21 protein-coding genes and 1 tRNA gene are annotated in these 25,851 nt (G+C 57.0%); 5 read left to right on the top strand and 17 right to left on the bottom strand.

Annotation, left to right across the window (positions count from 1 at the left end):
- Positions 1-150: 150 nt before the first annotated feature.
- Together rpoD and CPA59_RS03050 are read left to right on the top strand one after the other, a co-directional pair.
- Positions 151-1,986 carry an RNA polymerase sigma factor RpoD gene (gene rpoD / locus CPA59_RS03055; protein ID WP_033570667.1) on the top strand — a complete coding sequence of 612 codons (1,836 nt, stop codon included), beginning with the start codon at positions 151-153 and terminating at the stop codon, positions 1,984-1,986.
- Positions 1,987-2,249: 263 nt separating this feature from the next.
- Positions 2,250-2,325 (top strand) — tRNA-Ile (locus tag CPA59_RS03050).
- Between the two features lie 149 nt (positions 2,326-2,474).
- Here CPA59_RS03050 and CPA59_RS03045 read toward each other — a convergent pair.
- The 4 genes from CPA59_RS03045 to CPA59_RS03030 are packed head-to-tail and all read right to left on the bottom strand — an operon-like array spanning position 2,475 to position 5,615.
- A complete protein-coding gene (locus tag CPA59_RS03045) occupies positions 2,475-3,476 on the bottom strand; it encodes an NADP-dependent oxidoreductase (protein WP_107758683.1) in 1,002 nt (333 codons plus the stop codon).
- A 29-nt stretch (positions 3,477-3,505) separates the two neighbouring features.
- Positions 3,506-3,910, bottom strand: coding sequence for a hypothetical protein (locus CPA59_RS03040; protein WP_107758682.1), 405 nt, complete (start codon positions 3,908-3,910; stop codon positions 3,506-3,508).
- 16 nt (positions 3,911-3,926) lie between these two features.
- A complete protein-coding gene (locus CPA59_RS03035; protein WP_107758681.1) occupies positions 3,927-4,739 on the bottom strand; it encodes an oxidoreductase in 813 nt (270 codons plus the stop codon).
- Positions 4,740-4,751: 12 nt separating this feature from the next.
- Positions 4,752-5,615 carry an SDR family oxidoreductase gene (locus tag CPA59_RS03030; protein WP_107758680.1) on the bottom strand — a complete coding sequence of 288 codons (864 nt, stop codon included), beginning with the start codon at positions 5,613-5,615 and terminating at the stop codon, positions 4,752-4,754.
- A 111-nt stretch (positions 5,616-5,726) separates the two neighbouring features.
- Between CPA59_RS03030 and CPA59_RS03025 the strand changes: the two genes are divergently transcribed.
- Both CPA59_RS03025 and CPA59_RS03020 read left to right on the top strand, forming a co-directional pair.
- Positions 5,727-6,776: an aldo/keto reductase gene (locus tag CPA59_RS03025; RefSeq protein WP_038917793.1), complete on the top strand. Its 1,050-nt coding sequence runs from the start codon at positions 5,727-5,729 to the stop codon at positions 6,774-6,776.
- A 92-nt stretch (positions 6,777-6,868) separates the two neighbouring features.
- Positions 6,869-7,450 carry a TetR/AcrR family transcriptional regulator gene (locus CPA59_RS03020; RefSeq protein WP_107758679.1) on the top strand — a complete coding sequence of 194 codons (582 nt, stop codon included), beginning with the start codon at positions 6,869-6,871 and terminating at the stop codon, positions 7,448-7,450.
- Positions 7,451-7,487: 37 nt separating this feature from the next.
- Here the strand turns inward: CPA59_RS03020 and CPA59_RS03015 are convergent, their stop codons facing one another.
- The 12 genes from CPA59_RS03015 to rlmG form a co-directional block, all read right to left on the bottom strand.
- Positions 7,488-8,459, bottom strand: a complete 972-nt coding sequence (locus tag CPA59_RS03015) for an FAD:protein FMN transferase (protein ID WP_107758678.1) — start codon at positions 8,457-8,459, stop codon at positions 7,488-7,490.
- A gap of 118 nt (positions 8,460-8,577) precedes the next feature.
- Positions 8,578-11,355: a flavocytochrome c gene (locus tag CPA59_RS03010; protein ID WP_038917790.1), complete on the bottom strand. Its 2,778-nt coding sequence runs from the start codon at positions 11,353-11,355 to the stop codon at positions 8,578-8,580.
- A gap of 696 nt (positions 11,356-12,051) precedes the next feature.
- Positions 12,052-13,488 (bottom strand): coniferyl aldehyde dehydrogenase, encoded by a 1,437-nt coding sequence (locus CPA59_RS03005; RefSeq protein WP_107758677.1) that lies wholly within the window; start codon positions 13,486-13,488, stop codon positions 12,052-12,054.
- A gap of 160 nt (positions 13,489-13,648) precedes the next feature.
- Positions 13,649-14,698: an FAD:protein FMN transferase ApbE gene (gene apbE / locus CPA59_RS03000; RefSeq protein ID WP_038917788.1), complete on the bottom strand. Its 1,050-nt coding sequence runs from the start codon at positions 14,696-14,698 to the stop codon at positions 13,649-13,651.
- A 223-nt stretch (positions 14,699-14,921) separates the two neighbouring features.
- Positions 14,922-15,389, bottom strand: a complete 468-nt coding sequence (gene spy, locus CPA59_RS02995; protein ID WP_038917787.1) for an ATP-independent periplasmic protein-refolding chaperone Spy — start codon at positions 15,387-15,389, stop codon at positions 14,922-14,924.
- Between the two features lie 282 nt (positions 15,390-15,671).
- The gene (gene uhpT, locus CPA59_RS02990; RefSeq protein WP_107758676.1) at positions 15,672-17,063 is read right to left on the bottom strand and encodes a hexose-6-phosphate:phosphate antiporter; all 1,392 of its coding nucleotides are present in this window, start codon (positions 17,061-17,063) and stop codon (positions 15,672-15,674) included.
- Between the two features lie 240 nt (positions 17,064-17,303).
- On the bottom strand, positions 17,304-18,680 hold the full coding sequence (locus tag CPA59_RS02985) for an MFS transporter (protein ID WP_107758675.1): 1,377 nt from the start codon (positions 18,678-18,680) through the stop codon (positions 17,304-17,306).
- Entirely contained in the window at positions 18,680-20,191 is a 1,512-nt protein-coding gene (gene uhpB / locus CPA59_RS02980) for a signal transduction histidine-protein kinase/phosphatase UhpB (RefSeq protein WP_107758674.1), read from the bottom strand. The genes CPA59_RS02985 and uhpB overlap by 1 nt, the downstream gene beginning before the upstream one ends.
- A complete protein-coding gene (gene uhpA / locus CPA59_RS02975) occupies positions 20,191-20,781 on the bottom strand; it encodes a transcriptional regulator UhpA (RefSeq protein ID WP_038917784.1) in 591 nt (196 codons plus the stop codon). Before uhpA ends, uhpB begins: the two co-directional genes overlap by 1 nt.
- Before the next feature lie 145 nt (positions 20,782-20,926).
- Positions 20,927-21,874 (bottom strand): pectate lyase, encoded by a 948-nt coding sequence (locus tag CPA59_RS02970; protein ID WP_107758673.1) that lies wholly within the window; start codon positions 21,872-21,874, stop codon positions 20,927-20,929.
- Positions 21,875-22,304: 430 nt separating this feature from the next.
- Positions 22,305-22,601 (bottom strand): MbeD/MobD family mobilization/exclusion protein, encoded by a 297-nt coding sequence (locus CPA59_RS02965; protein WP_038917780.1) that lies wholly within the window; start codon positions 22,599-22,601, stop codon positions 22,305-22,307.
- A gap of 80 nt (positions 22,602-22,681) precedes the next feature.
- Complete coding sequence (gene rlmG, locus CPA59_RS02960) at positions 22,682-23,833, bottom strand: 23S rRNA (guanine(1835)-N(2))-methyltransferase RlmG (RefSeq protein WP_107758672.1); 1,152 nt, start codon at positions 23,831-23,833, stop codon at positions 22,682-22,684.
- A gap of 435 nt (positions 23,834-24,268) precedes the next feature.
- Between rlmG and CPA59_RS02955 the strand changes: the two genes are divergently transcribed.
- Entirely contained in the window at positions 24,269-25,222 is a 954-nt protein-coding gene (locus CPA59_RS02955; protein ID WP_107758671.1) for a TerC family protein, read from the top strand.
- A 46-nt stretch (positions 25,223-25,268) separates the two neighbouring features.
- Here the strand turns inward: CPA59_RS02955 and CPA59_RS02950 are convergent, their stop codons facing one another.
- Positions 25,269-25,814 carry a YgjV family protein gene (locus CPA59_RS02950; RefSeq protein ID WP_038662528.1) on the bottom strand — a complete coding sequence of 182 codons (546 nt, stop codon included), beginning with the start codon at positions 25,812-25,814 and terminating at the stop codon, positions 25,269-25,271.
- Positions 25,815-25,851 lie beyond the last annotated feature (37 nt).

Here is a 25,851-nt window from a genome sequence, read left to right as displayed (position 1 = left end):
GCGGCTTAATTGCCGATAAATAGTAGGGTCGAGCCCTACAGCGTGCCGCTACGGGGGCTGCGGCGATAAGAAAAATTCCCCTAATGTTATTGTTAGCGATTTACGCTGACCGACACCAACCCCAATATTCTGAAGTGTGGATACCGTCTTATGGAGCAAAACCCGCAGTCACAGCTCAAGCTACTTGTCACCCGTGGTAAGGAGCAAGGCTACCTGACCTATGCCGAGGTCAATGACCATCTGCCGGAAGATATCATCGACTCCGATCAGATCGAAGACATCATCCAGATGATTAACGACATGGGCATCCAGGTGATGGAAGAAGCGCCGGATGCCGATGATCTGATGCTGGCTGAGAATACCGCCGATGAAGACGCTGCCGAAGCAGCGGCGCAGGTATTGTCCAGCGTTGAATCGGAGATTGGCCGCACGACCGATCCGGTTCGCATGTACATGCGTGAGATGGGTACCGTCGAACTGCTGACCCGTGAAGGGGAAATCGATATCGCCAAGCGAATCGAAGACGGTATCAATCAGGTACAGTGCTCCGTAGCCGAGTATCCGGAAGCCATCACCTATCTGTTGGATCAATACGATCGCGTCGAAGCGGGAGAAAGCCGCTTGTCCGACCTGATCACCGGTTTTGTGGATCCGAACGCCGAAGAAGACCTGGCGCCGAATACCACGCCCGAGAACGCCGAATTGGCCGACGACGGCATGGATGATGACGACGACGAAAACGAAGAAGACGAAGACGACTCCGATGATGACAACAGCATCGACCCGGAGCTGGCGCGTCAGAAATTCACCGAGCTGCGCGATCAGTATGAAGCGACCCGCGTAAGCATCAAAGCGCATGGCCGCAGCCACCCGACCGCGATTGATGAAATCAATAAGCTGTCTGAAGTGTTCAAGCAGTTCCGTCTGGTGCCGAAGCAGTTCGACCTGCTGGTGAACAACATGCGCACCATGATGGACCGCGTGCGCACGCAGGAACGCCAGATCATGAAACTGTGCGTCGAGCTGTGCAAAATGCCGAAGAAAAACTTCGTAACGCTGTTCACCGGCAATGAAACCAACAGCAAGTGGTTCGACGCCGCGCTTTCCATGGGCAAACCCTGGTGCGAAAAATTGCGCGAAGTGGAAGACGACGTGCATCGCAGCCTGCAGAAACTGCAACAGATCGAAGAAGAAACCGGCCTGACCATCGAGCAGGTGAAAGACATCAACCGTCGCATGTCGATTGGCGAAGCCAAGGCACGTCGCGCCAAGAAAGAGATGGTGGAAGCCAACCTGCGTCTGGTTATCTCGATCGCCAAGAAATACACCAACCGCGGCCTGCAGTTCCTGGACCTGATTCAGGAAGGCAACATTGGCCTGATGAAAGCGGTAGACAAATTCGAATACCGCCGCGGCTACAAGTTCTCCACCTACGCTACCTGGTGGATCCGTCAGGCGATCACCCGCTCCATCGCGGATCAGGCGCGCACCATCCGTATTCCGGTGCATATGATTGAGACCATCAACAAACTCAATCGTATTTCCCGCCAGATGCTGCAGGAAATGGGCCGTGAGCCGACACCGGAAGAACTGGCCGAGCGTATGCTGATGCCGGAAGACAAGATCCGCAAGGTATTGAAGATCGCCAAAGAGCCGATCTCCATGGAAACCCCGATCGGTGATGACGAAGATTCGCATCTGGGGGATTTCATCGAAGATACCACGCTGGAACTGCCGCTGGATTCCGCGACGTCGGAAAGCCTGCGTTCCGCCACCCATGACGTGCTGGCCGGCCTGACCGCCCGCGAAGCCAAAGTGCTGCGTATGCGTTTCGGTATCGACATGAATACCGACCATACGCTGGAAGAAGTCGGCAAACAGTTCGACGTAACCCGTGAGCGTATTCGTCAGATCGAAGCGAAAGCGCTGCGTAAACTGCGTCACCCGAGCCGTTCCGAAGTACTGCGTAGCTTCCTGGACGATTAATAAGATTCTTTATTGAATCGGTGCTATCAACCCCCGGTCCCGACCGGGGGTTTTTCTTTCTTATATCCGTGGTTACTCACTGCGTAACGCCAGACCAATACATTCTGGTCCCCTGCCTTTATTCACGATTACCGCCCTATCCCCACGGTAAATACAATGAATTCTTAATAATAACAATCTGCTGAATACTGGATATAAAACAACCATATGGCCGCCAGACTATAGACCCCACCAGCCGGATTACCTATAATCGAAGTATAATTGGCCCCTTAGCTCAGTGGTTAGAGCAGGCGACTCATAATCGCTTGGTCGTTGGTTCAAACCCAACAGGGGCCACCAGATTTCAGCAGAAAAATCATATAATTAAGCCACCTTTGACGGGTGGCTTTTTTACTAATGCAGCTTAGCGTGGCGATTCAATGCCAAAGTAGCACACAGGACCATCGGGCAGCTAAGTCGTCACGCATCCCTTCACCAACAGATAACCACTATCTCAATCTGACGACCACCTTACCTTTCGCCCGCCCGGTCTCAACGTAAGACAGCGCATCTGCCGTTGCATCAAATGGAAAGACCCGATCCACCACCGGCCTGATGATGCCTGACTCAATGAGAGCGCTAATTTCATCAAGCTGCTCTCCGCTGGCCCGCATAAAGACAAACGCATAACTCACGCCCTTCTGCCGGGCCTGCTTCCGGATACGGTGACTCAGGAGACGCATCACCTGTTTCAGCCCCCATGACAACCCCTGTTCTTTCGCAAACTCCGGTGCGGGCGGGCCGGAGATGGAGATGAGCTGCCCGCCGGGTCTCAACACCCGCAGCGATTTTTCCAGCACGTCATTGCCCAAACTGTTCAGCACCACATCGTAGCCATGCAGTACGGTTTCAAAATCCTGCTTCCTGTAATCAATGACCACATCCGCCCCCAGCGCTTTTACCCATTCGACGTTACTCGTGCCGGTGGTGGTGGCGACGAAAGCGCCGAGATGTTTGGCAAGCTGGATAGCGATGGCACCCACGCCGCCGGAGCCGGCATGAATCAGCACCTTCTGCCCTTTCTTCAACTTTGCGGTTTCAACCAACACCTGCCAGGCCGTCAGGCTGACCAGCGGAATTGAAGCCGCTTCTTCCATGCTGAGGTTGCCGGGTTTCAGCGCCAGCGAATCCTCTTTGACGGCGATGAATTCGGCAAAGGCGCCGATACGTTCCTGGTCTGGCCGTGCGTAGACCTCATCGCCCGGCCTGAATCGCGTTACCTTTGGCCCGACGCGAACGACAACGCCTGCGACATCGTTTCCCAACGCCAACGGCAAACGATACGGCAGAATCAGCCTGAATTCGCCGCTCCTGATTTTGGCATCAAGCAGATTGACGCCGGCGGCATGAACCTGAATCAGGACGTCATCGCCCCGTAACTCCGGCTCAGGCATTTCGCCAATTCGTCCGCTGCTTCTGCGGCCATAGCGATCGATAATGAACGCCTTCATAAAGTGTTGCTCTCCAGAATGATTACCTATTAACGGCCTGCCCGCCCGCGGTTATCGGTACGAATGACGGAAAGAAAAGCCAGTGCGAGGACCACTTCTAACACGGCAGCCAGCAGGATCCCGCTATTGGCGTGTCCTGCAACAAACTCCCCCACCCCAAGCGTTGCAAGTATCATGCAAGTGACCACTACGCCCTTCATCAGGGATGAGCGGGCTGGCGATGGCGCTACATTTCTGGCCAGGAAGAATATGACGCCAACTCCGGCATACAGCGCCGCTGAACGACGACTAACCAGCCCCGCCGAACTATTGAAGTCAACGCCCCAACTGGCCAGCATCAGAGCTGGCACCGATATCCAGGCGACGGCGAGCACAAAGAACAGCAGCGCCGACAAGATAGCCAGCGGCCGGAATCTGAGTGATAAGACGGTCATATGCTGAGTTCCTAAGCTACGCATCAAGCTGCAAACTTTTGCGGATACCCGAGTCCAGTAAACCCGGCGCGAATCGGCGCAGCAGTCGCAGGCGAGCCGCGGCCGCGCCTGCCGTATAGCGAAGCTTCGGACGTTTTGCGCGGGCCGCTGTCAGTACAACCTCAGCTACCACAGCCGGATCATCCGCGCTCGCCATTGCCAGCCTCACCACCTTTTCCAGCGCCCGGCGTACCGGGGCGTATTCATCCAGCACCGCATCCGGCGGCACGTTGTTGGACTCGAACTGCGTTTTGGTATACGCAGGCTCAATGACCGAAACCCGGATACCGCGCGTGCGTAATTCGTGATCCAGCGCCTCTGAATAGCCTTCGACCGCATGTTTGCTGGCCGCGTAAAGCGCCACATAAGGCATCGGCACAACGCCGAGAATAGAACCGATGTTGATGATGCGGCCGCCGCCCTGTTGGCGCATGTGGGGCACCACGGCGCGGGTCATGCGGACAACGCCCAGAAAATTGGTGTCGAAGACCGCTTGCGCCTGTTCGATTGAGCTTTCTTCCGCCCCGGCCGGGCTAAGTCCAAAACCCGCGTTGTTCACCAGCAGATCGATACGCCCTTCCCGCCGGAGTAGCTCGCTCACGGCGGCGTCGACCGATTCATCAGAAGTCACATCCAGCGCCAGCAGCTCAAACCGCCGCTGCCCGGCCTGAGCACCTCGTCTGCTGGTGCCGTATACCTTATAGCCGGCCTGCACCAGCCGTTCCGCTGTAGCTTCACCGATCCCCGATGAGGCGCCGGTAACCAGCGCGATGGGTTTATTTGATGTCATAAAATACCTTGTCTATTGCTTCGTCATCAGGCTGTCTGTTGCCTGAGTAAATAAAACCGGCGCGCTACGGACGCAATTCTGTATCGGCGAGTGCATCAGTCGATAACGTGCGGCGGCATTCGCCTGCGAAAACCCCGGCAGCATGGCTTGCCGGGCGTGTTGATAAGCATCCCATTGCCCGGCTTCGTGGAGCGGCGGGATAGTTACCGGCTCGCGGCGATCAAAACCAACCAGCGCGGCATCCACCAGTTCCTCAACTTCCATCACGGCGGGAAGCGTATTGATGTCGGTGCCTGAACGTTCCCAAATCTCTGTGCGCGTAGCCGCCGGAAGCACCGCCTGAACGTAGATGCCCCTGGGAGCCAGTTCGAGGCTGAGTCCCTGAGAAAGAAACAGCACAAACGCCTTGGTCGCACCGTAAACGGTCAACCCGAACTCCGGCGCCAAACCGACTACAGAGCCAATATTGATGATGGCGCCCCCGCCTGCCGTCGCCAGACGCGGGGAAACCGCGCTGGCAAGCCGCACCAGCGCCATCGTGTTGAGCGCGACAAGCCGCTCGATATCGTCCGTCGCCTGTTCAAGGAAGCTCCCACCGATATTCATACCCGCGTTATTCACCAGGATCCCGATATGGCTGTCTTCGCGCAGTCGCGTCTCCACCGCAGCAAGCTCGTCAGGTTGGGTAAGATCGGCGGGCAGGACATCAACCGTCACGCCGTAGTCCTGACGCAGGCGAACAGCCAGGGTATCCATCCGCGTATGGTCGCGGGCAACCAGCACCAGATCATGGCCGCGACGCGCAAAACGTTCGGCATAAACAGCGCCAATCCCCGATGACGCACCAGTGATGAGAACAGCAGGAGTGGTATTCATTCATTTATCCTTTTGTCAGCGTGAAGAAGGTGGATGTCGCACTTGCCAAATAGATGATGAATGACATATATAATAGATGTCAATCGACATTTAAATAAAAGGATCGATAGCATGCAATACACCACGTTTGGCCGAAACACAGGATTACGCGTCTCTGAACTGGCCCTCGGTACCGGTAACTTTGGCACCGGATGGGGTTATGGCTCAGAAAAAGAAGAAGCGAAACAGGTATTTGAACGCTACGCTGACGCCGGCGGCAATTTCATCGACACGGCAGACGCCTATCAGTTCGGCCAGTCCGAGCAGTTGGTAGGGGAGTTCATCGCTGCCGAACGCGATCACTTCGTGGTCGCCACCAAGTATACCCTTGGCGCGGCGCCGACCCCGGATATCGCGCAGACCGGCAACAGCCGCCGCAATATGATTTCCTCGGTGGAAAATAGCCTGAAACGGTTGAAAACCGATCGCATTGATGTGCTATGGGCACACTTTGACGACCAGTTAACCCCGCTTGAAGAGATCGTCCGCACCTTTGACGATCTGATCCGTGCCGGAAAAATTCAGTATGCCGGGCTATCCAATTTCCCTGCCTGGCGCATCGCCAGAGCGGATACGATGGCGGAACTGCGCGGCTGGTCGCGTATCGCCGGGATACAGGTGGAATACAGCCTGGCACAACGCACCGCCGAGCGGGAACTGCTGCCGATGGCGGAAGCGCTGGGGCTGGCGGCAACGCTCTGGTCGCCGTTGGGCGGTGGTCTGCTGACCGGAAAATACCGTCACAGCAATGAAGGGCGTCTGACGGGGTTTGGCGGCAGGTTGGTGCATATCGAGCGGGATACCGCGCTGCTGGATGAAGTCATCGCCGTATCACAGGAGCAACAGCGACAGCCCCTGCACATTGCCATCGCCTGGTTGCGACAGAAAGCGGCCCATTCCAGCACCAGTCTGATCCCCATTCTGGGTTCCCGCACCCGAAATCAGTTGGATGATACCCTCACAGCGCTGGAGGTGACGCTAAGCGATGAACAGATGGCGCGCCTTGAGATCGCCAGCGCCATTTCGCTCGGAACACCGCACGATCAGATCGCCGGCAGTCTGCCCCGCGCTCAGGGCGGCGACAGCGCTCGCATCGCCAGTCTACGACCGCCGCGCGCCTGAACCGGTTGATCATTATTGATGAAGGGCATCATCTATTGAGTCTGGTATTTCCATGCCCTAAGATGATGCCCGTCCGATGAGAGGAGAAAGTCATGGCCCGTGTATCAAAACAGCAGATGGAGCGTAACCGCGAAGAAATTATTCAGGTTTCTTCACAGCTCTTTCGTGAACGTGGCCTGAATGGCGTCAGCGTGAATGATTTGATGGCGGCAGCCGGGTTAACCCACGGTGGTTTCTACGGGCACTTTGCCTCCAAAGATGAACTGGCCGCTATCGCCAGCCGTAAGGCTCTTGAAGATTCCAGCACCCGCTGGCAGGCGCTCAGCCAACAGCCGGATCAACGCAACCTGCGTACGCTGGTAGAAAACTACCTGTCTTCCGCCCACCGCGATGGCGTGAAGGACGGATGCGCGATCAGCGCGTTAGCCAGCGATGTGGCTCGGGAAAGCGAAGATAAGCCAGTACGTGAGGTGTATCTCAATGGCGTGAAAGCCATGCTGGGCAGACTGGAGGCCCTTTCCGAGACGGAAGACCACGAACAGCGCAGGCAACAGGCGCTGACGCAGGTGGTTTTGTTGGCCGGCGCGCTGATGTTGTCACGCGCGACCGCCGGGGACCCGTTGTCGGATGAGTTTCTCGCCGCAGCCAAAAAAGCGCTGCTGGGCGAAGAGTAACACTTTCGCATTCTCGCATTCTCGCATTCTCGCGCTATCACACCGCAGCCAGCTCGTACCCCGTATCCAGCAGCGTAAAAGCATACTGCCGCTGCGAGGAGAGAATCACCCGCCGGTCTTTGGTCACGAAAATGGCTTCGATATGCGGTAGCCGGGACAGGTAAGCCACGCCTTTTTCCACGCCCAGGCCGTAAATCAGGGTGGTGTAGATGTCTCCGTCGATGGAGGCATCGGAAATGATGGTCACGCTGAGCAGTTCGTTATCCAGCGGGTAACCGGTTTTCGGGTCGAGAATATGGTGATAAAGGCGGCCATCGCACTCGAAATAACGCTCGTAAATGCCGGACGTCACCACCGACTTGTTCGCCACGTGAACCACGCCGATCAGCTCGCCGTTGTCGCCAAACGGCTTTTGCAATCCTACCGACCAGCCAGCCTGACCGCCGCTCTGCGGTCTGCCAAGCGCCAGCACGTTGCCGCCCAGATTGATCAGCGCATGATAGACATGGTGCTGATACAGGAATTGCCTGACGACATCGGCGATATACCCTTTCGCGATCGCCCCCAGATCGATTTCCATCCCCGCTTTTTCCAGCCATACCGAGCAGTCCTGCGCATTGAGCACGACGTGGTGAGGGTCGGTCAGCGCCAGTAATGCCCGCAATTCGTCGGCGGGCGGCACGCTGTGGCCCTGAAAGCCGATTTTCCAGCGTTTCACCACCGGCCCGATGGTGAAATTGAAGCAACTGCCCTCCAGCAGGCTGACCTCTCTGGCGCACTTAATCAGATTGAACAGCGGCTGGCTGACGACAACCGGGTGTTTGCCTGCGGCACGGTTGATGTCCATGACTTCGGAATCAGCCCGGTTAACGGTCAACGCATCCTCCAGTTGTTTAATGCGGCCAAACACCTGCGATGCCAGATGTTCATTCGGTTCAAACAATTTGAGAAGAATGGGCGAGCCCATGAGTACGGTGGAATAGACGTAAACCCGATCGTCTGACGGCATGGCGGATAGTCCTGGAAGAAAAGCGAATAATGCCTGCATCAGCAACGGTCGCTGACGCAGGCATTCTTGCTTACAACGGCATTTACTTACAACCGCCTTTACTTATAACTGCCTCTACTTATAGCTGCACGTAAGATGCCGCGTTACGGCCCGCCTGAATACCAAAAACGATGATATCGGCGACGGCGTTGCCGCCGATGCGATTACCGCCGTGGATGCCGCCCACCACTTCACCGGCGGCGAAGGCGCCCCGGATCACCCGTTTCTTGCTGTCCAGCACCGCGGTATCGGTGTTGATCACCACGCCGCCCATGGTGTGGTGCACGCCGGGCGCGATGCGGATAGCGTAGAACGGCCCCTGATTGATGGGGTGGCGCAACGCGGTTTTACGGCCGAAGTCGTCATCATGCTGCTTGTCGACAAACAGGTTGTAGCGTTCCAGCGTCGCCAGCAGAGCGTGGAAGTCGATAGACAGCTTGTCCGCCAGCTCGCGCGGAGAAGCGGCGCTCACCACAAAACCACGGGACAGATATTCGTCCGCCGCCTTGTTCTTCGCCCTCACCTGCTCGTCAAACAGGATATAGGCATACTTCTCCGGCAGGCCGATAATTGCCGCCGACACCTTGTCGCGGGTTTCCATCTCGTTAAAGAAGCGATGCCCCTGCTGGTTCACCAGAATCGCACCGCCGCCGCGAATGGATTCGGAGATCAGGTAAGACGTGGTCTGCTCGACCGTCGGGTGGATCTGAATTTCCCCCAGGTCGACGGTATCGGCGCCCACTTTCTCCAGAATCTCAATACCGCTGCCGGTAGCGCCTTGGTGGTTGGTGGTGACGAAGCCGTCCAGATCCGGGCGGTATTTCACCACCATCTCGCGGTTGGCGCTGAACCCGCCGGTGGCGACCACCACGCCTTTGGTGGCGATGGTCAGTTGTTCATTGTCCTCGTTAAGCACCCGTACACCGGTAATCGCGCCGGCGTCATGGACGATATCGATAACCGACGTATCCAGCATCACATCGATATTGCGCTTGTTGATGTTTTTCACCAGACCGCTGATCAGGAAGCCGCCTACCGCCGAACCATCCGCCGGGCGATGGGTGCGATCCACGCTCATCCCACCGGTAATGGTAATGTCGTTCAGTTCGATGCCGCGCTCCGCCAGCCACTCGATCGCCATCGGCGCACCTTCCACGAATCGTTTCAGCAATTCGGGATTATTTTTTAGCTTACCGCCTTTCAGAGTCTCCTCGTAGAACCGTTCCTTGTCGTCTACGATGCCTTTTATTTTCTGGAAACGAGTTCCTGCCGCGTTCATACCCACGGACGCCTTGATAGTGTTGCCGCCGATGCTGGACATCTTCTCGACAATCAGCACGTTGGCGCCGTCATCGCAAGCCTGAATCGCCGCAGCCAGACCGGCGCCGCCGCTGCCGATCACCACCACGTCATAACGCTGCATGTCCGCCGGGTCGCCGCCTTCCGCCATAATCGCCGCTTTACAGGACTTAGCCAGCGCCTTGGACACCGCTTTTTTCACCGCTTCGCTCTGGGTGGTGGCGCCGGTGACCGCATCCACATGCGGGCTATTGGCGTCAAGAATACGGGAGCGGATAACCTCAAAGCTGCTGACGAAATCGGTATTCAGCTGCGAATTAGGCTCCAGCGTAACATCGGCGATGCGATCCGTTTCCAGGCTGACGTTGATCACCAGCTCGCCGGCGTCGTCCTGCACTTTCTCCTGAAACACGCCCGCCTTGAATTTTTTCGCCGACAAGCTCATGTCGCGGATCATCGCTTCCACCAGCGAGAAGCGCCACAGCGGTTCGGGAATGGTCAGGGCTTCACGTTGGGTGCTGTCGATAAACAGTTCGAGCTTCTGTTGATTGATGAGGCGATCGGTCCAGTCCGGATAGGCAATGCAGGCTTTCCCCACCGCCACCAGATCGTAACCGTGTTCCAGCGCCGCGTCGGCATCCGCTTTATTCACCACGCCGCCGACGCCGATTACCGGCACCTTAGCCAGCGTATCGGAACGCATGGCGACATATTTGCCAATCAACGGGGTGGGATCGGTGGTATCGACGATGGATGAGCGCAGAGTGTATCCCATAGAAAAATGCAGGTAATCCAGCCCACGCGCCGCCAGTTTTTCCAGCAGGTACAGGGTGTCGTCAAACCGGATGCCCGGCTCTTCGATTTCCTCCGGCGAGAAGCGATAGCCGATGATGAAGGACGCATCCGCATACTGGCGCGCCATCTTGTGGGTGATTTCCAGCACGGCGAGCGGGAATCTGGCGCGATTGTCGCGGCTGCCGCCCCATTCATCGGTGCGCTGGTTGGAGTTCGGGGAGTAAAACTGCTGAATCAGGTAGGTATTGGCGCCGTGGATTTCCACGCCGTCGAAGCCGGCTTCAATGGCGCGGCGCACCCCTTCGCCAAATTTGGCGATCATGGCTTCCACCTCTTCGCCCGTCAGCGCGACCGGAACCGCCGCCCCTTCGCGCGGCGCGGCAACGGCGCTCGGCCCGACCGGCGACTGGCCGCCAATCAGTTTCGGCTCCACCATGCGCCCGCCGTGGTAGATCTGCAAAATGGCTTTCGAGCCCTTTTCCTTGATGGCCGAGGCGACTTTCGCCAGTCCGGCGATCTTGTCGTCGTTGTCGATGCCAATCGCGCCCGGAAACGCCAGCCCTTTATCATCGATAAAGCAGCACTCCACAATCACCGCGCCGATGCTGCCGGCACGCACCTGATAGTACTCCACCAGCTCTTTGGTGACGGTTCCGTCATAAAAGCCGGTGCAGGTGGTCATCGGCGCCATCAGGAGACGATTTTTAAGCTCGACGCCATTTGGCAAGATAAACGGACTCAACACCTGGTCGTTAATGTTCATAGTCAGTGACTCCATAATTACAAATATTTCATAGGCTTTAAATTTGTTATCGGTTTATTGTTTTTTATTTTGCTTAGCGGGCCGATGTCATAACGTTAATATGATTGGCTTTTTAGTTTATAAATAATCAAATTAGTTAATTAACTAATATTCCACTATTATGTCATAGCGTTGTTTAAATACTGATTCAGTAAAAAATAAACCGTTCACATTCGGTTAAAATAAAGTAACGCTTTATTTACCTGAATATGCCGCCCCCCGAATATACGTGCTATACCCTAAATAATTCGAGTTGCAGGAAGGCGGCAACCAAGTGAATCCCCTGGAGCTTACATCAGTAAGTGACTGGGGTGAGCGAGGGCAGCCAACGCATCTGCAACTTGAAGTATGACGGGTATATTCTTCAGGTTACCGCGCCATGAACCCAGACCAAAGCCAGCCCAGACTGCTCATACGCCACATGGCCATGCGCTGTTGAACGATGTCAGCCGCCTCTGCCGGGGCAATCTTAAATATGACCAATCACGCTTAATAAATAAAACACCGGTTCATTATTATTCGCTCCAGAATACCTTTAATAATTAACCTTGTTTTTTGTAAGTCTATTGCATCTGACAACCCGGTTATTTATTACCACCCTGAGAGTGGGCCGATATAAAAAAGCCGCCTGATGGCGGCTCATATAAATGATTACGCTCAGGCAATGTCCTCGTCGATTAATTGCGCCACCCTCCGGCGGGACACTTCGTCAAACGGCGCACGCATCAGCAGATTCGATTCTCCCCCGGCGCTCTGATAAAACACCGGCCGCGCGTGCGAGAACCGTTTGAAACCGATATCGCCGTGATAAGCCCCTATCCCCGACGCGCCAACGCCGCCGAACGGAATGTCATGCACCAGCACATGGCTCATCACGTCATTGATCACCAGCGCGCCGGATAGCGTGCGGTGCCGGATCTGCGCGATCTCTTGCGGGCTCTCGCCGAAATAGTAAGCGGCCAGCGGACGATCCATCCCGTTGATGATCGTCAGGCACTGCTCGATATGGTCGTAGGCGATCACCGGCAACAGCGGTCCGAAGATTTCCTCCTGCATAATGCGGGCGGTGGGCGGCGGGTTGATTACCAGCGTCGGCGCCATACGTCGACGCGGCAAATCGTCTACCTCCTCCGTCGCGCGCACCAGTGTCGCCCCCTGATGACGCGCGTCATCCAGCAGCGCTTTCAGCCGTGCGGTCTGGCGGGCATTAACCACGGAGGTGTATTCGCGGTTTTCGATAAACGCCCCGTAGGTCTGGCGCAGAAACACGCAGGCCTGTTCGACCAACGCCGGCAGATCATCCCGGTGCACCAGCACATAGTCGGGCGCAATACAGATTTGCCCGGCATTAAACGTTTTGACGGTCATGATGCGCTGCGCCGCCAGTACGATATCGCTGCCGCGCGACACGATGACCGGCGATTTGCCGCCCAGCTCCAGCGTCACCGGGGTGAGGTTTTCCGCCGCGGCCTTCATCACCTGCCTGCCGGTAGCGGTGCTGCCGGTAAACACCAGATGGTCGAACGGCAGCGACGAGAAGTGTATTGACGCGTCAACACCGCCCTGCAACGTCGAGATTTCGTCTTCGGCGAACCGTTCCGCAATCAGCCGACACAGCAGCCGACTACCGTTTTCAGCCAGTTCGGAGGGCTTAATCATTGCCCGGTTGCCGGCGGCGATCACCCCGGCCAGCGGGCCAAACGTGAGCACCAGCGGGAAATTCCACGGACTCATGACGCCAATCACCCCCAGCGGTTTGTACTCCACCACCACCCGGGTGCCGGGAAACGGCGAGGTTCCCTGCTCTTCCTCCGCCCATTGCTCCAGATGGCGCGCCGCGTGGCGCAGCGCATCAATCGAGCCGAGAATATCGGAAATCAGCGTGTTGCCGGGAGCGCGGTAGCCGAAATCCTGGCTGTAGGCGTCGCACAGCTCATCCTGATGCGCTTTCAGCAATTCAATACAGCGATTCAGAATGGAAATACGTTCGGGGATTGTCAGCGGACGGTCGGTGGCGGCCGCTTGCATACGAGAAAGGTGCTGTGAAATAACATCAGCCGAAACAGGCTGATTATTAAGAATAAAATGACTCATGACGACTCACTTAACAAACATGGGAAATGGCGCCTTCTGAAAAGAAGGATGCGGAGATATGAATTTGATAAGTAAGTAGCCGGGGCGAATTGTACGTGCGCGGCGCCGGATTATCCAGCACTAACCGAGCCTGATGAGAGGCATCAGGCTCGTTGTCTGATTACGGCGTCGGCAACAGAAACGCCTTGAACTGCGGCGTCATGACGGCCTCAAACCCTTTATCGGTTTTGGTGATCAAATAGACCGCCAGTCCTTGCTGTTCCGCCAGTTTCAGCGCCTTTTCGGTGCCCAGCACCATCAGCCCGGTATCCCAGCCATCCGCCTCCAGCGCGGTTCTGGCAATCACGGTGGCGGAAACCAGCTGATGCGTAATCGGCCGACCGGTGGCTGGGTCGATGACATGAGAATAGCGTTTGCCGTCCTGCTCAAAATAGTTGCGATAGCTGCCGGAAGTGCTGATGCCGTAGCCCTGCAGGTCTACCGCCGCCTGAATGGCATTCTCCTTGTCGGTAGGCTTCTGAATGGCGACCCGCCAGGGCTGCCCCTGACCGTTGACGCCGCGGCTGGAAATCGCGCCGCCCACCGACACCAGATAGTTGGTGATGCCTTTGCGGGTCATCAGTTGCGCCAGCAGGTCCGCACCGTAACCCTCGCCCATAGTAGACAGATCCACATACAGGCCCGGCAGATCTTTCTGCAACCATTCGCCCTGATGATTGCTGATCAGGCGCAGGTGGTTCAGCCCCACTTTCCGTCGCGCATCATCAATCTGCTGCTGGCTGGGAATCGCCACCGGCTGCTTCTGCGGCCCGAATCCCCACAGGTTGACCAGCGGCCCCACCGTGATATCCATCGCCCCGCCTGTCGCCCGGCCGATGCGCTGCGCGGCCAGAATGATATCCGCCATGCCATTGCCGATAGGCTGCGGGTCAGTACCGGTGTCGCGGTTAAAACGGGACAACACCGAGTCGTTACGGTAGGTGGAAATGTCGTTGTTGGCCTGTTCCAGCAAGGCGTCGATCTCCTGCTGCAACTGTTGCCGGTCTTCCGGCAATTCTCCGCTGATCTTCACGCTATAGAAGGTACCCATGGTTTTACCCTCAAACGTGGTAAACGGACGTGAGCTGTCCGCGGTCGCCCCCGGTTTGCAGGCGCTCAGCACGCTGAGCACAGCCAGAAAAAGGATGGATTTTAAGGCGGAAAACGCCATGAGCCGCACTCCCTGAATCACAATGACGCGCTATTGATAGAGCAAGATCGGGCGATTGAAAAGTGCTGATGGGGAAAAACCTGTCTGAACGCAAGAGATCGGCCAAAAGCGGTGTGCCGGTCGGCCAGGCTGGCGCAGAAAAACCGCGCAGAAAGATGAGCGCTTGCGGCGATAAAAACGAAACGCGCCAGCAGGCGCGTTTCGGGTATATCAGGCTAGACGGTTATTGCGGCGCTTTTGCCGGCGCCGGTTCTTTCAGGTGTTTGGCAAAGTTGTCGTTGAACTGCTTTTTCTGTTCCGGCGTCAGCACGTTGTACATCTTGTTCTGGATTTCCAGACGTTTCAGCATATGGGCTTTGCTGGTTTCAGCCATTTTGTTGGCCACCGCTTCGGCTTTAGCTTGATCAAAGCTGTCGGCGGCAATCAGGCTGTGCCATTCAGTGCGTTCCTCAGCCGAAGGCCGCTCACGGTCCTGTTTAGCGTTCTCCATGATGTCACGCATTTTCTGGCGCTGTTCATCGGTCAGATTCAACCCTTTGAACATCATGTTCTTTTCCATGCCGCGCTCGCCGTCATGATGCTTCATCATACGCGCGCCCTGATCCGGCGGGGTATTATCCTGAGCGTAGGCGAACCCGGCGCTACTCAGCGCCAGCGCAGAGGCAATCACAATCGCAGTTAACTTAGACATAAGACCTTCCTTCACGTTACGGTTTTAATTATTAACGCACCGGAATGCGTCAACCTTTGCGATGCAGTATAGGCCGGGGAATTTCAGTTAACCGGGGGCTAGGGTAAAACTTTGCAAGGGAGATATTCACAATTGCGCCAATTGTGGAGAAAGCGGAAATATTCCGTAAGAGGCCGGTCAGAAGAACAGAGCAACGGCGCTGGCCCACCGGTGAAAGCCGCTGGCAGGCCGCCGCGCCGTGGCTCGTCACCCGCCGCCGGCAATGCACCGGCGGCGGCGTCATCAGGCGGCTTGCTCCTGACGCAGGCGTTTTTCGCGGCGGATTTTGCGCTCTTCCATCACCGCTACCAGCGCCATCAGGCAGATACAACCGATCGCGGCGGCGTCCAGCGCGGCAAAGGTGCCCGCCCAGCCGGTCAACCCGAAAATCGGGGTGCCGTCGGCGATCATGCCCAGCCCCAGCTTGGCGAAGCTGTCGCCAATCAGATAGGCGAAGGTGCCTTTGATGCCGTCGGCGGCGCTGATGGCTTTCTTCGGCACAAAACCGACGGCGGCCACGCCAATCAGCAACTGCGGGCCGAACACTAAAAAGCCCAGCGCAAACAGCGACGACAGATAAACATACTGGTTGCTGGCATGTTGATAGACGCCAAGCGTCACGATGATCAACGCCAGCGCGATGCAGGCCACCAACCCGCGGCGACCGTTGGCGAGATCCGACAGCCAGCCCCACAGCAGCGTGCCCACCAGCGCACCGGCCTCGAACAGGGTAAAGCCCTGAATCGCCACCGCTTTCGGCAGTTTCAGTTCCTGATAGGCGTAAACCGTGGACCACTGGTCGATGCCGATGCGCACCACATACAGAAAGATGTTGGAGAAGCACAGCAGCCAGATCACTTTGTTTTTCAACACATACTCGACGAAGATCTGCCATTTGGTCATGGCGCCGTCTTCCGTCTCCTTGTCTTCTTCGGAGATAGCCTCGTCAAACAGCTCTTCGGCTTTCCCCAGGCCGTAGGCTTCCGGGGAGTCGCTGCCGAAACGCAGGCCGATGAAGCCGACAATCAGCGCGATGATCGACGGGAAGATAAACATCCCGATTACATGGCCGTCGAACAGGTAGTTAGCGCCGAACAGCGCTACGCCCGCCGCGCCCGCGCCGCCGAGGTTATGAGAAATGTTCCACAGCCCCAGATAGGTGCCGCGTTTGCGGCGCGGCGTCCACTTGGTGATGGTGGAGTAGCTACACGACCCGCCGGTGCTCTGGAAAAAGCCGCTCAGCGCATAACACGCGATCATCAAAAACAGGCTCACGGACCCCGTCCCCATGCTGGCGCTGAAACCGAGCATGCAAATGGCGGACAGGATCAGCATAAACGGCAGAAACTGCTTGGTGTTTTTGCCGTCCGCATAATAGGACACCAGCGTTTTCCCAACGCCGTAGGTTATCGAAAAACCGAGGCCAATCATGCCAAGCTGCGTCATGCTCAACCCGTAGGTGCTGATCATGTCGTTCTGCGCGATGTTGAAGTTCTTACGGATCAAATACATGGTCAGGTAGCCGATGAACACCACCAGATAAGACTGCATGAACGGCTTGAACCACATTTTACGCCGCACATCGAGCGGCAGATCCAGCGTCGGTTGACGCACCTGGGTTAAAAAGTTGAGCATGATGTTTCCTCTTACAGGACGAAACGGCTTGCAGCCTTATCTCGCCCGCATGGGCTTTGTTTTAGGTGATTTGTTTTTGGGTAATTCGTTTTGGGTGATTCGCTTTGAATGATTTGTTTTGAGTGATTTATTTTGAATGAATTGTAAAAAAGCCCGCGAATGCGGGCCTGAGGGAACGTCCTGCTTCAACTAGGAAATTTTCCCGGTTTTCGCCGATTCAGCGCAAAAGGGTGAAGCGAATCACGCTATGTCGGCCGCGGCGCGCGGCGACGAGGCACGCAGGAAAGGCAACAGCAGTAGCGCCGAGACGCCGGCGGCCACCGCAATCACCGCGAAAAAGCCGCTCCAGTGCCACACATCCATGATGCGCGCCAGCGGCCAGCCGGACAGCGACGCGCCAAGATAGGCGAACAGCCCCACAAATCCGGTGGCGGCGCCGGCGGCGTCTTTGTGGGAGCATTCGGCGGCCGCCATGCCAATCAGCATTTGCGGGCCGAAGACGAAGAAACCGGTGGTGAAGAAGCAGGCGGCCTGCATCACGTAGCTGGCGAACGGCATCAGCCACAGCGAACCGACGGACAGTAAAATGCCGGCGGCGAAGATCAGGTTCATCGGGCCGCGGTTGCCGTTAAACAGCCTGTCCGATCCCCAGCCGGCCACCAGCGCGCCGATAAACCCGCCCAGTTCGAACATGGTGACCGCCGAGTTGGCGGTCACCAGATCGACCCCCAGCGTTTCCGACATGTAGAGGTTGCCCCAGTCGTTGATGGCGGCGCGCACCACGTACACCAGCACATAACAGCAGGCCAGCAGCCAGATATACGGATTGGTGAACACGTATTTATGCAGGATTTCCCGACGCGACAGCCCGGCCCCCTCCTGCTGCTGGGCGATCTCCAGCGTATCCTGACACCACTCGCCCACGCTCGGCAGGCCGAGGGTCTGCGGCTTGTCGCGCAGTCGCCAGCATAAAAACAGCCCGGCGACGATCGCCAGCGAACCGGCGATCATCATCCCGGCGCGCCAGCCGTAATGCAGCGCCGCCGCTCCCACCACCATCGGGATCAACGCACCGCCCACGTTATGCGCGGTATTCCACAGCGCCCACCAGCCGCCGCGCTCGGTGCGCGAATACCAGCTGGTGAGCAGCCTGGCGCACACCGGCGCGCCCCAGCCCTGAAAAAAGGCGTTCGCCATCCACAACGCGGCGAAGGCCCACAGCGACGAGGAAAAGCCAAACAGAATATTCACCACGCCGGTCGCCAGCAGGCCGATGCCCATAAAGTAGCGGGCATTGGAACGGTCGCTCACGATGCCCGAGAGGAATTTCGACGCCCCGTAGGTCACGTAAAACAGCGTCGCCAGCATCCCGATATCGGTACGCGCCATCAGCCCGCTGGCGAGGATTTCCGGCACCGCGGCGTTAAAACTTTTACGGGTGAAGTAAAACAGCGCATAGCCCAGATATAGCGTCATCAGGATATGCCGACGCCAGTAACGGTAGGCTTCATCAATGGCCTGACGGTCGGCCAGCGGCGGCGCGCCGGCGGGAATTTTAAGGAAACGCGTATTCAGGAAACGCGTATTCAGGAAACGAATGTTCAGAAAGCCGGACATCAAGACTCCTCGCTGGCTGGCAGCGGCAGGATGACGGTTAAACGGGTGCCATGAGTACAGGAAAGCTGCAAGGTGCCGCCCAGCGCCGTGACGCGCTCGCGCATCCCGAGCAGGCCAAAGCCTTCCGCGCCGGAACCCGGCGGCAGCCCGCCGCCGTCGTCCTCGATCACCAGCGTCAGTCGCTCGCCCTGCTGCCAGACCTGCAACGTCACCGCGCTGGCGTTGGCGTGTTTCACAATATTATTCAGCCCTTCCTGACACACGCGAAACAGCGTTACCCGCAGCCCTTCGCCGAGCGACGCTTCGTCAATGTGCCAGGCGAGATGGCTGACGATGCCATTCGCCTCCAGCTCCATCTCGCGCATCAAGGAACGCACCGCCTGCTCCAGAGTGAGATCGTCCAACTGGCGCGGACGCAGGCGACCCATCAGCCGGCGCACCGAATCATACACCCCGAGCGATAACTGCTCGATGAGCGCGCCGCTCTGCCGCACGTTGCGGTTCTCCGGCGCCAGCCGTTGCAAAATGCCCGCCTGAGTACGAATCGCGGTGATGGTCTGGCCGATGTCGTCGTGCAGCTCCCGCGCGACGTCGCGCCGCACGTATTCTTCCGTCGCCAGCAATCGTTCCGCCAGACGGCGATTACGCGCCAGCTGATTTTGCAGCGACAGGTTCAGCTCGCGCAGGCGCTGGATGCCGGCGCCGAGCAGCAGCCCGGTCAGGCTCTGAGCCAGCAGCGACAGCAGCAAATCCACCGGATGTTCATGCCAGGTCTGGCTGGCGATCAGCGCAATGGCGTTCATCAGCGTGGCGATCAGCGCGCCTTGCCAGCCATAGTGCCAGGCGAGCGCAATGATCGGCAGCGCCAGACAGAACGGGGTAAAACGCGACAGCTCCGCCGGCAACCCCAGTTGCAGCCACAGGCTCACGACAAACAACAGCAAATACCAGAGCAGATGGCGCCCGCGCCAGTTCACCGGCTGGGAAACCAGCGACGGCCCGAGCGGCAGCCAGGTAGAACTGGACAGATAGTGCCAGATAAGCAAACAGGTGGGCGAAAGCGTCAGTCCGCCGGTCAGGGTCAGCAGCAACACCGTGAGCGCGTCCTCGCCGCGGCCGAGCCACGGCAGGGATTGCAGCAGCGCCGCCGCAATCAGCGCGCCGCCCTGCCACAGCAGCGTGTGCCAGTCATCCTGACGCGCCCGCCGCGATGCCAGCATCACCGGCAGCAGCGCCAGTACGCTGCCCGTCAACAGCAGCGGCAAATGCGCCAGCGCCACTTCCTTCGCCAGCCAGACCAGAAGCAACCACTCGCTGCCCAGCAGCACCGGCCAGAAACGGCGCGGCGATTGCAGCATCAGCCCCAGCCGCAGGCCGAAAGGAAACAGCAGCGCGGCCAGATCCGGGCGCGTCACCAGATGCAGACTGATGCTCCACAGGCAAAACCACGCGGCGGAGAAGATAAAACAGCTGGCGAAGACGGCGATAAGCCAGGTAGCAATCGGGCGCATCACCAACCATCAAACATGCGGCGGGCCAACTCCACGTCGTTGCTGACGCCCAGTTTTTCCATCAGGTTGGCCCGGTGAACGTGTACCGTTTTCGGCGACAACCCCAGTTCGGCGGCAATGGCTTTCACCGCCATCCCCTGCGCCAGCTTTTCCGCTACCTGACGCTCACGACGCGTCAACGGATCTCGCCGGCCCGACGCCAGTTTCAGCGCGATATCCGGCGTCAGGTAACAGCCGCCGCCCGCGACGGTGCGCACCGCCGCGATCAGCTCATCCGGGCTACAGCGTTTAGAGAGAAAACCGCGCGCCCCGGCGTTCAGCGCCTGTTCTATCAGCGCCGGGCTGTCGTGTACCGATAGCATAATCACCGCCATGCCTTTCGGCAGTTGACCGAGCAGTTCAAGCCCGGAGAGATCCGGCATCGAAATATCGCAGATGCAAACCTGCACGCCTCGCCCCGGCAACCCGGCGAGCGCCTCGCGCCCGGAGCCGAATTCCCCCACCACCTGCATATCGGGCTCAAGCCCCAGCAGTTGGGCAAAACCGGAACGGACAATAAGGTGATCGTCGATAAGAGCGAGGGTAATCATGGTTGAACCTGGGTGACCGAGAGGCGCTTACCTTAGCGTTAAGACCTGGCGTGTTCAAGGGTTGAGCAATCAGGTGTTGAGCTACCCGGCATGGAGCCATCAGCTAATGAGTAAAAACGGGCTGTCGCCAGCCCGTTAGTATCGCTTATCCGCCGAAAGTCAGGCTGCTGCTTTGTACCCCGGCGTATTTCTGGGTAAAGGTTTTGGCTTCAGAAACCGTCTTCAGCTTGTAGCTGTAATTGGAAGACGGCGTCCACTTGCTGGCCGACGAGGTCTGGTTGGTAATGGACGGCGTGCTGCCGGTATCGGTAAATGTCCCGGTCCCTTTGTCGTCCAGCATCCCTTTGTTACTGCTGGTGGTGGTGCCGAAATAGTTATATTCGGACACAATTTTGGCATTCTGCGCCAGCGTGAACCCCAGTTGGTATTTGTCGATGAAGTTGTTATAGGCGTGGTAATAGCCATAACGCATCAGCCCCGGCGCACGCACGTAGATATTGCTGAAATAACAGTGGCAAATAGTCAGGTGCGGGTAACCGTCGTAGGTGGAACCATTGCTGCTGCCGTCCTGCGGATAACCGAAGATCAATCCGTACTCATGGTTTTTGAACAGGCAATTACTTATGGTGATGTAATCGGCTTTTTCTCCGATATAAATCAGTTTATCCAGCCCGCCGTCGGTCAGCGTATAATCGTGGCCGGGAAAAGTGAGATGATCCAGCCAGTATTTATTGCCGTGCGTGAGGTAAACCTGAATATCATCATTACCTTTAATGGTGCTGGTGTGTTTAAACGTCAGGTTCTGAAAGATAATATTCTTCGAACTCGACGCGCTGCGAAAATGAATATTAGTCAGCGTATTACTGCCATAAGAACCAATAATCGATTTATTCGCCCCCAGCGTTACCTTGGTTAATGAACTGGCGCTGATATTGGCGTTAATCACCAGGATTTTCGCATCCGTTCCCGCCACGTGGGTTTTCAGGTCGCTCAGGCTGGTAATAGAAACCACGCTGCCGCCTGTGCCACCGGTGGTGCTGCCCGATTTTGCAAAACCGACCATACCGGATGTGCCTGTAGTTGGATAGGCCATAATAATGCTCCTGTCGAAATATCCCGCCATACTTCAAGTTACAGGTGCGTTGGCTGCGTTTGATTACCCTGGTGACTGACTAGAATAAGCTCACGAGGATGCACTCGGTTGCTGCTTTTCTGTAACTCGAATTATTTAGGGTATAGATGAATGAATAAAAAGAGAGGAATTCTCTTTTTTCTCGCCTGATGTTGCAGACATATTCACCCTACAACAGGAATTGATGACTCTCATTATTTTGGTATTGACTCATCCGCCACACAACGGCCAATATAATTTCTTTAAATAAAACAAACATAAAAAAGACGAATGAAAAAGAAGATAATTAAATTATAAATAAAATATCAATGTTGCCATAAAAAATAAAAAACAAATATAATCAACCTAAATGATAATACCGAAAATAAAATAGAACGGCCCTGACCGTTCGTCAGGGCAGAGAACGATAAAACGCAGCGGCTTCGTTGGCTAGCGCATCGAGGTGGGCGCGGATCAGGTTGATCTTCTGCAGCAACGGATTGCGCTCGGGGGATTCATCCATCATGTTGACCCGGGTAACCAGCTCATTGATTCTTGCGCACAAATCCGCTTCGCGCTGGCGAGCCTGCGCTAGTTGCAAATGAAGATGCTGATAATCGCGCTGCCAGATCTGTTGCTGTCGGCTGACGCTGGCTTCCAGCGCCTGCAGCGCGCTGTCCAACCGCGCTTCCAACTCTTCGATACACATAGGGGTTCCTTCGCTGACGTAACCTGCGGATTATAATGACAGTCCCGCGCGACAACAAATGCCATGCGGGACTACGCCGCTTAGCGACTGCGGGTTTTCACCGCCCGCAGCACGACGAACTTCGCATTGCTAGCGACGTTTTCGCAATTGCCGAACAGCCGCTTCAGCTTGTGGAAGTAGTCCAGATGGCGGTTGCCAACGATCCGCAACTCTCCGCCAACTGCCAGACAGCGGCGCGCATCAAGGAACATCTGCCAGGCGATATCATCGGTAATCGCCTGTTGCTGATGGAACGGCGGATTGCACAGCACCGCCTGCAGGCTGTCCTGCCCGACGCCCGCCAGCGCATGGTTCACCACAAAACTGCTGCGCGCCATATCCTGCGGCCGGTTGTATTCCACATTGCGCCGACTGGAGGCCACCGCCATATAGGACTCGTCGAAAAAGCTGACATAGGCCTGCGGGTTCAGCGCCAGCGCGGTCAGGCCGATGACGCCGTTGCCGCAGCCCAGATCGACAATCTTGCCGTCCAGTTGCTGCGGTAAATGCTGCATGAAAAAACGGGCGCCGATATCCAGCCCGCCGCGGGCAAACACATTGGCGTAGTTGTGAATGTGATAGTGGTGGGTAGGATCATCCGTGCCGTCCAGCGGCCAGACCGTCATCACCGGTTGTTCATCAACAGTACGCGGCTCCGGCTGGCAGTGAATCAGCCGGGCCTTTTTCCAGGCCAGCGAGGTGCGGGTCGGCCCCAGAATCTGCTCGAACAGTTGCAGCGTCGAAGTATGGATATCCCGCGCTTTAGCGCCGGCGATGACCACGGTCTGCGGCGTCGCCACCTCACGCAGTTGCCGTAGCTGATGTTCCAGCAACGCCAGCGTTTTCGGTACTTTCAGCACCACCAGCGCCGGTGCGTCCGGCAGCGGCGCCAGGCTGTCCAGCAGGGTGACCGATTCCGGCGCGTACCCATTAAGCGACAGATTATGCCGGGTCGCCAGTTGGCTCAGGTACGAGTCGCTGATGCAGCAGGGCGTCTGCGCCTGCAAGCCGCAGGCCAGCGCCCCGAACGCATCATTGAAAATCAGCCGGGGACCGGGCCCGATCGGCATCTCGGCCAACTCCCGCAGCAGATATTCATCCGCCGCTTCCCACGCCTGCAACGGTGACTCGCGATCGGACTGCGGGTAACGAACCAGCGTCAGGCTATGTGTTTCCAGATCAAGTTGGCTCATGGCCTCTCCTGCAATACAAAATCTGGCGCTGTTTATCCCTTAAAACGGCGTCGCAGTAAATGGTTTTCCTGTCGAATCGCCGAGAGTTCGTCACGCCGGCGGCCTATTCATCCACTAGCGTAGACGTCATTTGCAGCGATGCCTTCGCGGGATAAAGCGCCAGCGGAATTGTTTGACCCTGTACAGGAACTATCCTATCTTTGGTGTTGCAAAGGGGAGTAACTTTTCGCTGGTCAATCGTCATTACAGTGCAATAGCACTCGGTTACCAGGCAACCTTAATGACTATTCCGCATTAAGTTGTAAGTGAGACCTTGCCAGAAGGCGAGGTCTATTTGCAGCTTAATAGCAAACGGCCTGTGCCTTCTGACACAGGCCGTTTTGTTTTCTGACGACAGAGCCAACCCGGATGGGATAGGTTCTAAGGGATACTGTTATGGTAACTATAGGTACCCCCCTGATGTGGGGCAGCTTCGCAATCATTGTGGTGGTCATGCTCGCCATCGACCTGTTTTATCAGGGTAAGAAAGGCTCCACGGTCATGACCTTCAAACAGGCCGCCGTCTGGTCGCTGGTGTGGGTCACACTCTCAATACTGTTCAACGCCGGTTTCTGGTGGTATCTCACCGGCACGATGGGCCGTGAGGTGGCGGATGCTCAGGCGCTGGCGTTCTTTACCGGTTATCTGATCGAAAAAGCGCTGGCCGTCGACAACGTGTTCGTCTGGCTGATGCTGTTCAGCTATTTTGCCATCCCCGCCCAGTATCAGCGCCGGGTGCTGGTGTACGGCGTGCTGGGGGCGATCGTGCTGCGTACCATCATGGTGTTCGCCGGCAGTTGGCTGGTCTCCCAGTTCCAGTGGCTGCTGTATCTGTTCGGCGCGTTCCTGCTGCTCACCGGCCTCAAAATGGCGCTGGCGAAAGCGGACGACACCGCCATCGGCGATAAACCGGTGGTCCGCTGGCTGCGCAGCCACCTGCGGATGACCGACGACCTGCAAGGCGAGCATTTCTTTATCCGCCAGAACGGCCTGTGGTACGCCACGCCGCTGTTTCTGGTTCTGGTGATGGTGGAAATCAGCGACGTGATCTTCGCGGTAGACAGCATCCCGGCCATTTTCGCCGTCACCACCGATCCGTTCATCGTGCTGACGTCAAACCTGTTCGCCATTCTGGGGCTACGCGCCATGTACTTCCTGCTGGCCGGGGTGGCGCAGAAGTTCTCGATGCTGAAATATGGGCTGGCGGTGATCCTTGTCTTTATCGGCATCAAGATGATGCTGATCGATCTGTTCCACATTCCGGTCGCCATTTCGCTCAGCGTGGTGGCCGCGATCCTGCTGACAACCATCCTGATCAACATCTGGGTGAATCGCCGCGCCGGGCGCTGATAGCGTCGTCTGTTAACGCAAGCCCCGCAGCCGCGGGGCTTTTTTCTCAGGCGCTCTTGGTAGACGAGTGCTCATCCATCTTGAACGGATCGATGCCGTTACGCTGCATACGCCAGAAACGAACGATGTTGTATCCGTTCATCACCAGAAAACTGGCTTCAATCAGCGACCCGCCGATCGACCCCAGCCAGATGTTGTGTATCACCCACAGTGAGGTTGAACACCAGATAATGCCGCGCATCGCCAATCCATGAGCCCGGAATAGCGCCCAGGTGCTGCACACGGTGCCGATGATCGGCAACAGTTCCATCGGGTGTTTCACGCCCGGCAGACCCAGCGCCAGCGTCAGGGTAATAAACACGAACATCACCGCGATATTGTTGGTTTTCAGGGTGATCAGGGTACGACCCGAGTTCAGCATGGCGCTCATACCGGCCGCGTTCGCTCCCATCAGGAAGAAGTGACAAGCGATAACCGCGCTGTAGGCGGAGAGCTGGATTTTAAATTTCTTTTCACTGCGGTTGAAAAACATAGTGATACCGACCAGAAAGGCCAGTACGCCAACTGCCTGAGCAAACACGTAAGATGTCATGATCCCTGCCTTAAAAGCGCCATTACGAAAAAAACGG

Source organism: Dickeya sp. Secpp 1600 (assembly GCF_003049805.1).
Taxonomy (GTDB): domain Bacteria; phylum Pseudomonadota; class Gammaproteobacteria; order Enterobacterales; family Enterobacteriaceae; genus Dickeya; species Dickeya fangzhongdai.
The sequence above is the reverse complement of the archived record's forward strand: the minus strand, read 5'-3'. Positions and strand labels throughout refer to the sequence as shown.

Coding starts and splice junctions, on each gene's coding strand:
- rpoD (WP_033570667.1), top strand. CDS start 151: ATGGAGCAAAACCCGCAGTCACAGCTCAAGCTACTTGTCACCCGTGGT.
- CPA59_RS03045 (WP_107758683.1), bottom strand. CDS start 3,476: ATGAAGGCGTTCATTATCGATCGCTATGGCCGCAGAAGCAGCGGACGA.
- CPA59_RS03040 (WP_107758682.1), bottom strand. CDS start 3,910: ATGACCGTCTTATCACTCAGATTCCGGCCGCTGGCTATCTTGTCGGCG.
- CPA59_RS03035 (WP_107758681.1), bottom strand. CDS start 4,739: ATGACATCAAATAAACCCATCGCGCTGGTTACCGGCGCCTCATCGGGG.
- CPA59_RS03030 (WP_107758680.1), bottom strand. CDS start 5,615: ATGAATACCACTCCTGCTGTTCTCATCACTGGTGCGTCATCGGGGATT.
- CPA59_RS03025 (WP_038917793.1), top strand. CDS start 5,727: ATGCAATACACCACGTTTGGCCGAAACACAGGATTACGCGTCTCTGAA.
- CPA59_RS03020 (WP_107758679.1), top strand. CDS start 6,869: ATGGCCCGTGTATCAAAACAGCAGATGGAGCGTAACCGCGAAGAAATT.
- CPA59_RS03015 (WP_107758678.1), bottom strand. CDS start 8,459: ATGCCGTCAGACGATCGGGTTTACGTCTATTCCACCGTACTCATGGGC.
- CPA59_RS03010 (WP_038917790.1), bottom strand. CDS start 11,355: ATGAACATTAACGACCAGGTGTTGAGTCCGTTTATCTTGCCAAATGGC.
- CPA59_RS03005 (WP_107758677.1), bottom strand. CDS start 13,488: ATGAGTCATTTTATTCTTAATAATCAGCCTGTTTCGGCTGATGTTATT.
- apbE (WP_038917788.1), bottom strand. CDS start 14,698: ATGGCGTTTTCCGCCTTAAAATCCATCCTTTTTCTGGCTGTGCTCAGC.
- spy (WP_038917787.1), bottom strand. CDS start 15,389: ATGTCTAAGTTAACTGCGATTGTGATTGCCTCTGCGCTGGCGCTGAGT.
- uhpT (WP_107758676.1), bottom strand. CDS start 17,063: ATGCTCAACTTTTTAACCCAGGTGCGTCAACCGACGCTGGATCTGCCG.
- CPA59_RS02985 (WP_107758675.1), bottom strand. CDS start 18,680: ATGTCCGGCTTTCTGAACATTCGTTTCCTGAATACGCGTTTCCTGAAT.
- uhpB (WP_107758674.1), bottom strand. CDS start 20,191: ATGCGCCCGATTGCTACCTGGCTTATCGCCGTCTTCGCCAGCTGTTTT.
- uhpA (WP_038917784.1), bottom strand. CDS start 20,781: ATGATTACCCTCGCTCTTATCGACGATCACCTTATTGTCCGTTCCGGT.
- CPA59_RS02970 (WP_107758673.1), bottom strand. CDS start 21,874: ATGGCCTATCCAACTACAGGCACATCCGGTATGGTCGGTTTTGCAAAA.
- CPA59_RS02965 (WP_038917780.1), bottom strand. CDS start 22,601: ATGTGTATCGAAGAGTTGGAAGCGCGGTTGGACAGCGCGCTGCAGGCG.
- rlmG (WP_107758672.1), bottom strand. CDS start 23,833: ATGAGCCAACTTGATCTGGAAACACATAGCCTGACGCTGGTTCGTTAC.
- CPA59_RS02955 (WP_107758671.1), top strand. CDS start 24,269: ATGGTAACTATAGGTACCCCCCTGATGTGGGGCAGCTTCGCAATCATT.
- CPA59_RS02950 (WP_038662528.1), bottom strand. CDS start 25,814: ATGACATCTTACGTGTTTGCTCAGGCAGTTGGCGTACTGGCCTTTCTG.